This window comes from Blautia sp. HA3515, assembly GCF_059933065.1.
This window is the reverse complement of the sequence record NZ_JAYFUY010000061.1, coordinates 38,730-45,123: the sequence shown is the minus strand read 5'-3', so window position 1 is coordinate 45,123 and position 6,394 is coordinate 38,730. Positions and strand designations below refer to the sequence as shown.

General features: G+C 43.1%; 11 protein-coding genes. 9 read left to right on the top strand and 2 right to left on the bottom strand.

Annotated features, from left to right (window positions below):
* From R1Y93_RS04740 to R1Y93_RS04725, 4 genes are all read left to right on the top strand, one after another.
* Positions 1–614, top strand: a 614-nt coding sequence (locus tag R1Y93_RS04740; RefSeq protein WP_500821822.1) for a hypothetical protein, incomplete at its 5' end; no start/stop codon positions are given.
* Positions 602–763 carry a hypothetical protein gene (locus tag R1Y93_RS04735; protein WP_500821820.1) on the top strand — a complete coding sequence of 54 codons (162 nt, stop codon included), beginning with the start codon at positions 602–604 and terminating at the stop codon, positions 761–763. The genes R1Y93_RS04740 and R1Y93_RS04735, both read left to right, overlap by 13 nt.
* 93 nt (positions 764–856) lie before the next feature.
* Entirely contained in the window at positions 857–1,300 is a 444-nt protein-coding gene (locus R1Y93_RS04730) for a hypothetical protein (protein WP_500821819.1), read from the top strand.
* A complete protein-coding gene (locus R1Y93_RS04725) occupies positions 1,297–2,277 on the top strand; it encodes an RluA family pseudouridine synthase (protein ID WP_500821818.1) in 981 nt (326 codons plus the stop codon). Before R1Y93_RS04730 ends, R1Y93_RS04725 begins: the two co-directional genes overlap by 4 nt.
* On the opposite strand, the gene sigG is transcribed toward R1Y93_RS04725, so the two are convergent.
* Entirely contained in the window at positions 2,265–3,041 is a 777-nt protein-coding gene (gene sigG / locus R1Y93_RS04720) for an RNA polymerase sporulation sigma factor SigG (protein WP_500821816.1), read from the bottom strand. The genes R1Y93_RS04725 and sigG overlap by 13 nt on opposite strands.
* A gap of 126 nt (positions 3,042–3,167) precedes the next feature.
* Positions 3,168–3,422, bottom strand: coding sequence for a PRC-barrel domain-containing protein (locus R1Y93_RS04715; protein ID WP_500821815.1), 255 nt, complete (start codon positions 3,420–3,422; stop codon positions 3,168–3,170).
* A 226-nt stretch (positions 3,423–3,648) separates the two neighbouring features.
* Here R1Y93_RS04715 and nrdR point away from each other — a divergent pair, with 226 nt between their 5' ends.
* The 5 genes from nrdR (at position 3,649) to R1Y93_RS04690 (ending at position 6,306) form a co-directional block, all read left to right on the top strand.
* Positions 3,649–4,098 carry a transcriptional regulator NrdR gene (gene nrdR, locus R1Y93_RS04710; RefSeq protein WP_500821814.1) on the top strand — a complete coding sequence of 150 codons (450 nt, stop codon included), beginning with the start codon at positions 3,649–3,651 and terminating at the stop codon, positions 4,096–4,098.
* 152 nt (positions 4,099–4,250) lie between these two features.
* The gene (locus R1Y93_RS04705) at positions 4,251–4,589 is read left to right on the top strand and encodes a DUF3878 family protein (protein WP_500821812.1); all 339 of its coding nucleotides are present in this window, start codon (positions 4,251–4,253) and stop codon (positions 4,587–4,589) included.
* Complete coding sequence (locus tag R1Y93_RS04700) at positions 4,561–5,391, top strand: DUF3878 family protein (RefSeq protein ID WP_500821811.1); 831 nt, start codon at positions 4,561–4,563, stop codon at positions 5,389–5,391. Before R1Y93_RS04705 ends, R1Y93_RS04700 begins: the two co-directional genes overlap by 29 nt.
* Positions 5,313–6,080, top strand: a complete 768-nt coding sequence (locus tag R1Y93_RS04695; RefSeq protein ID WP_500821809.1) for a hypothetical protein — start codon at positions 5,313–5,315, stop codon at positions 6,078–6,080. Before R1Y93_RS04700 ends, R1Y93_RS04695 begins: the two co-directional genes overlap by 79 nt.
* On the top strand, positions 6,067–6,306 hold the full coding sequence (locus R1Y93_RS04690; RefSeq protein ID WP_500821808.1) for a hypothetical protein: 240 nt from the start codon (positions 6,067–6,069) through the stop codon (positions 6,304–6,306). Before R1Y93_RS04695 ends, R1Y93_RS04690 begins: the two co-directional genes overlap by 14 nt.
* The last annotated feature ends 88 nt before the right edge of the window (positions 6,307–6,394 follow it).

The window sequence follows — 6,394 nt, the reverse complement described above, 5'->3', positions numbered from 1 at the left end:
TTCCTGTTGCTTTTGTAAAAAGAAAAGGACAGAAATATTTTTATGCAGGCTCCCAGCTTTGGGAAAAGGATAACCGGATGGATGTAGAAGGGCTATCTGTGCTTACAAGGGAAATATTAAAAGCAGATTATATTCTTGCACAGGACGAGAAGGCAGCCTTAAGAGGACTTCAAGAGGACACCAGGCTTTCTCAGATTTATGAAGGAAAGCTGGTGGTCTGCCAGGATCCGGAACATGCAGCAGGAGAACTGACAGAGCTTTTGCTTGGAAAAGAAGATGGCTCACAGAAAGTATCTGTGCTGTCTCTTCGTGAAAGAGCGAGAAAAAAGCTTCTGGTGCTTACCAGCTGGAAGGACAGCAGAGAACATAAATTTATAACCAGACAGTTGCTTCAGAAGATTCAGGAAAAAGATATGGATACTGTGGTCCTTTCTTCCTGGACAGCAGATGAAGAAGAATTCAGGGATTTTGTTTCCGGAGATGATACACTTGCCCGGGTAATGTACAGAGGCCGTATGACCATGGACGAAGAGGACTTCCTTACCGATGCATGGAAAAGAATCCGGATGTGTACAAAAGCTGTGCTCCTGCGAAGGAACATATGGATCTGCTGATGGAACGGGAGTGGCAGAGGATCTGGGGAAGCCAGACCTTTGATATCTGCCTGGTACTGGGAAGTCAGGGATATCAGCAGTATTATATGGCAATGACCTGCCCTGCAAAAGAAAAGATCCTGGTGGATCTGGATTTTCTGCCTGTATGAAAAGAAAAGGATTCAGGCAAATGGATCAAAGGCCTGTCCTTATTTGACCAGATCTTTTATCCGGCTGTCATTCCAGGCACAGGCGGTTATGGAATGGAGAATCAGGGAAAGGTAAGGCCTCTTCCTGTAATGATCCAACAGCAGCAGACAAATGGAGAGCTGGTAGAAATGGATGGCAGGAAATACCTGGTATGCGATAGTGTGAAAGATAAGAATAGCAGCATGGATGTTAAGCTTATGCTTTACCCGGAAGATGGAAGCATATTGGTGAATGCAGATCTTGCTCCGGATGAAGCGGTAAAAGAGAAGCTTAATAAAGTAAAGGGCAGGATCTATCTTCTTGGTCCTTGTGCACAAAGCTATCGGTTATTATTGAAGGATGCAATTGTTCTGGACGAATATGTGCGTAATATCCTGTATCTTCTGCCTGTAGCAGGATTTTACTGGAAGCAGTTCAAGGCATATGTGCCTGCAGCAGATACAAAGTCAGATCCGCTGGGTGAGATCTGCCGCCTGTTTGGGGTAGAAACCCTTTGAGCGGATGGTCTTATGTGCTTACAGAAGGGGATGCCGGGAAAAGTGCAGGTCAGCTTTTAAAAGAAGCAGGCTTTACAAAGAAGCAGATCAGCAGACAGAAATTCCTGCCGTCCGGGATCTGCCTGGATGGAGAAAAGTGCCGTGTTACAGATTCAGGTAAGCCGGGGCAGCTTCTGGAAGTGAATTTCAGGGAAGCAGATAGTTTGGAACAGGCTTCAGCCGGAGAAAAAGCTGCAAGAGAAGAAGCTGCAAGAGAGATTGTTGCAGGAGGAACCTTTGAGAAAGAAAAGAATATGGAATTAACGGATTTTCCGGATCCGGAGATCCTTTATGAGGATGAATATCTGCTGGCAGTGAACAAACCGTCAGGGCTTGCCTGCCACAAGGGCAGGGGACATTATACGGATCATCTGGGAAATCAGGTGGTCCGGTATTTTCTTCAAAAAGGAAGAAATATTACTGTGCGTCAGATCGGCAGACTGGATCTGGATACTTCCGGGATCGTTCTTTTTGCCCTTGATCCTGTAACTGCCCAGAGACTTTGGAAGCAAAGGCAGGAAGGGCAGCTGGTAAAGACTTATTATGCTCTTGTGCACGGCAGGATGGAACAGGAATCAGGACAGATTACTTTACCTTTAGGCAAGAAACCAGGATGTAAAAATCAGATGTGTGTATTTCCAAAAGGGGAAGGGCTGCCTGCAGAAACCTTATATTCCTTGCTCTGGGAGAAAAAGCTTTCAGAGGAATATGTCTCTTGTGTAAGCTGTCATCTGAAAACAGGACGCACCCACCAGATCCGTGTGCATTTTTCTGCAACAGCACATCCGCTGCTTGGCGATAAGATTTATGGTAAAGAAGATGGGGCCAAGCGGCTGATGCTTCATGCAGGAGAGCTTTGCTTCATACATCCTTATACACGACAGATGGTAAAACTGCAGGCCCGGATACCCTGGGAATGCATATCTTATCTTAAATAATTTTTCATTATTTTTAAGGCACTTTTTTCCAGGCGGCTGACCTGCGCCTGGGAAATGCCCACTTCTTCAGCTACCTCCATTTGGGTTTTTCCTTCAAAAAAACGAAGGTTGATAATATGCCGTTCTCTGGTTCCCAGACGATCCATGGCTTCCTGAAGAGCCAGATTTTCTACCCAGTGCTCTTCTTTATTTTTTTTATCACTGATCTGATCCATAACGTAAAGGGTATCTCCGCCTTCCGTATAAACAGGCTCGAACAGGCTTACCGGATTCTGGATGGCATCCAGCGCATAGACAATGGTTTCTTTATCTATTCCGATCTCTCTGGCAATTTCTGTAATGGTAGGCTCCTTCAAATTCTGCTTCACATAATTTTCTTTGGCATAGATAGCCTTGTAGGCAATATCACGAAGGGAACGGCTGACCCGGATGCTGTTGTTATCACGAAGATATCTGCGGATTTCCCCTATGATCATAGGCACTGCATAAGTGGAAAATTTTACCTGCAGGGAGGTGTCAAAGTTGTCAATGGCTTTGATCAGACCAATGCAGCCAATCTGAAAAAGATCATCAGGATTTTCGTTGCTGTTCTGGAATCTGCGGATCACACTGAGTACAAGGCGCAGGTTGCCTTTGATGTAACGCTCTCTGGCAGCAGCATCCCCATCCTTGATCCGATGGAAAAGCTCTTCTTTTTCTTCTGACGTAAGTACCGGAAGCTTCGCTGTATTGACCCCGCAAATTTCTACTTTGTTAAGTGCCATTTATGCATCCTCCTTATTGTCTTTGGTTACTACAGATGATTCCACCAAGGAGGATAAATATACTTTTTCCGAAAAAATATAAAAAATATAAGACCTTGACAAAAGAGGGCAAGGCAGAGTAAGAAATTACTGTTTACGCAGGCATTTGTCTTCCTGTATTTCCACCAGGATAATGTCTTCGCCAATCTGGCGGATACATTCCCAGGGGATCACATATTCGCTTTCATGACCGAAAAAAACACAGAATCTGCAGGGACCAGGCACAACAAGTGCAGTCAGCCGGCTGGAGCAGCAGTCAAATTCCACATCTGTGGCACAGCCCAGGCTTTTACAGGTACAGGTGTTGATGATCTCTTTTTGTTTTAATTCACAGATACGCATATAAAATCACTTTTTCTTACAACATATGCAGAAATGAAAGGGTTATGAATCTAATCATGAACCTCATGAACCTAATTATCAGTTACGGATATATATATTGACAGAATTCTTGAAAATAAAGTATAATTCAGGAAAGAACAGAAAAAAGTGTTATTGTTTAAGATGTACGTAATATATGTATACAACGAAGGAAAATTACATATCAGAGGAGAGAGGGGGAGCACCTGTGAGATGTCCATATTGTAATCAGGACAATACCAGAGTAGTTGATTCCAGACCTGTAGAGGATATTAATGGCATTCGCCGCCGCCGCCTTTGTGATTCCTGCGGCAGAAGATTCACCACCTATGAAAAGGTGGAGAATATACCGCTGACTGTGATCAAGAAGGATCAGAACAGGGAGCAGTACAGCAGAGCCAAGATCCAGGGAGGGGTATTACGTGCCTGCTATAAGCGGCCTATCCCTATTGGCAAGATAGAAGCTATGATGGATTCCATTGAGGCTTCCATTTTTAATACAGAGGATAAGGAGATTTCCAGTACCAGGATCGGTGAGATCGTTATGGAACATTTGAAGGATCTGGATGCAGTGGCATATGTGCGTTTTGCTTCTGTATACAGAGAATTTAAGGATGTAAGTACTTTCCTGGATGAACTTAAGAAGTTTATGAATTAATGTAGCTGTTTAGCAGGCAGTATGTGAGGAGAGCCTGAACAGTTATGGACTTAAAGGCGGTCGGCATAATTGAATGCTGGCCGCTTTTATGACGAGGAATTCTTGTGTAAATCTACGGGAATTTTCTCATAAAAAAGGAGAAGACGATATTTATGAAGGATACAATTGAATTGCTTCAGGATCTGTTGGAACAGCAGCAATTCGAGCTTCTGATTCCGGAAAATGAAAATACAGATCGGCTGCGGCTGGTTTATCTGATGAATGATGCAGTGGAAAGCTTTCTTGTTTTTGTGAATGCAGGAATTACTGGCTTATATCAGAAAGACTATGAAGGAGAACTGGATTATTCTCTGAGTAGGGAAGATCAGGGATATGTATTGTCAGTATGGCAGGGAAAAAACGTAGTTACCCTGTTTTTCCGGAAGCTGGAACTGGAAGTACATTTGTATAATTACGGAGAGATTGGGCATTTCTGGGGTGAAGGGATATGAATATCTCAGGCAGCTGGAGTACAGGATTGCCATTATAAGGGATAAGCTGGAGTATCTGGGAGAAGAATTCTGCACAGAGGAAGAAATCTGTCTGGCACATCTGGCAGAATTCCCTCCTTTGAATTATTGCTGCTATCCGGCTGTACCGGAGCAATACATTGTTCCGCGAGAAAATCCCTGGATGCCATCAGAGGCTGCATTTAAAGTGATGGATAACCTGTCAGAGGAAACGCAGGATGCCTCCCTGCTCAGGCTTCTCAAGTTGTATAAGCGCTTGCCTTATCCTTCTATGGCCAGGATGGTAGCAGGGGCGCTTCATAAAAGAAAGCATCAGGCAGTGGTACGGCTTCTTACAGAGAAAATAAAACATGCGGCCGGTACTTATCCTGACCGCTCTTTTGGGGCAGAGGCAGATAAAAAACTAAAAGAATTGCTGGAAAAAGCTGAACAAATAAAAAGGAATATGAGCATCAGAGATCGGAATATCCAGGTGGATATATTGCGGGAAGAGCCCTTTACTACTGCCCAGGATGATCTGGATTTCCATGTTTACCTGATGATCTGGGACACGAAAGGGATAAATTGCAGGGTTAAAATATTCAGGATACGGGAGCAAAGGAATTTGTATTGTAAACAATGTAACTATTCAGAAGATAACTGTGAAGGTACGAAACAGCTGCTAAACAATTACATATTCACATGGAGAAGGAAGAGGATAAGTATATGGACAAATATGCACAATCCCTTGCAGGACAGGGGCAGAAAATCTCGCCGGAGGATAGCGATTATAAAGAGAAACTGATTCATGTTGTACAGTCCTTCAGAACTTTTGATGTGGCTTTGGATGATTTTATTTTACATCATGGTTATACAGGGGAACTTTCGGATATAGATGGAAAAATCAGATTTTTAAAAGCAAAATTTAATGAAGCAGGGATCCCGCTGGATACCCGTGGCCCTAAAAGCTGGTATTGCAGCCATACACAGGCAGATAAAAGAGAAATTGCTTTTCAGTTTTGCTTTGCTTTTCATTTAACGTTTAATGAGACTGAGGATTTTTTTCGCAGAGTTTATCTGCAAAGAGGGATTGACTGCCATAGTATTCCCGAGGCAGTTTACTATTATTGTATCAGACATGGTTTGGAATATGGGGATGCACAGGAATTGATCAGGAAGGCTGAACCGGAAAGTGGGAAAAACAGTATTTCTCCAGGTGAGGAGATTTTGTATACAGCATCAATTATTCATGAACTGAACCGTTTTCAGACACAGGAAGAGCTGCTTGCTTATCTGCGCAGCAATAAAGAACAGTTCGGATATAATAATGCTTCTGCGAGAGATTGTATTAAAGAGCTGTGGGAGAAGATTACAGGAGAAAAGGGAATGGCATATAGAGAAGCATGCCGACGATATCCGGAGAAATATAAAGTATACAAACAGCGCTCTGTATGGGATATTTACCAGCAGATCTTTCGGTATGATCGATTTTGACTGGGAGGATGATTCCAGGCTTTTTGCAATGAAAGGAGACCGGACATTTAAGCCGATTCTCAAAAATAATAGCCTGATCCATCCCATTGCCAGAAATGCTTTTCCTGATAGGCAGGGGCTGGAAAGGATCATGAAAGGAGAATGGCAGTCGGATGAAGTTGTAAGAAAGACGATCATCTTACTGGCATTTTACACCTTTCTGGACAAAAAAGTTTTTGAAATGTAAAGATTTTGAATACCGGTCCGAGACAAATGATGTAGGAGGGAAATCTGTGTGTGATATTAATAAAAGTGCTGTCAGAATCCAGGTATCC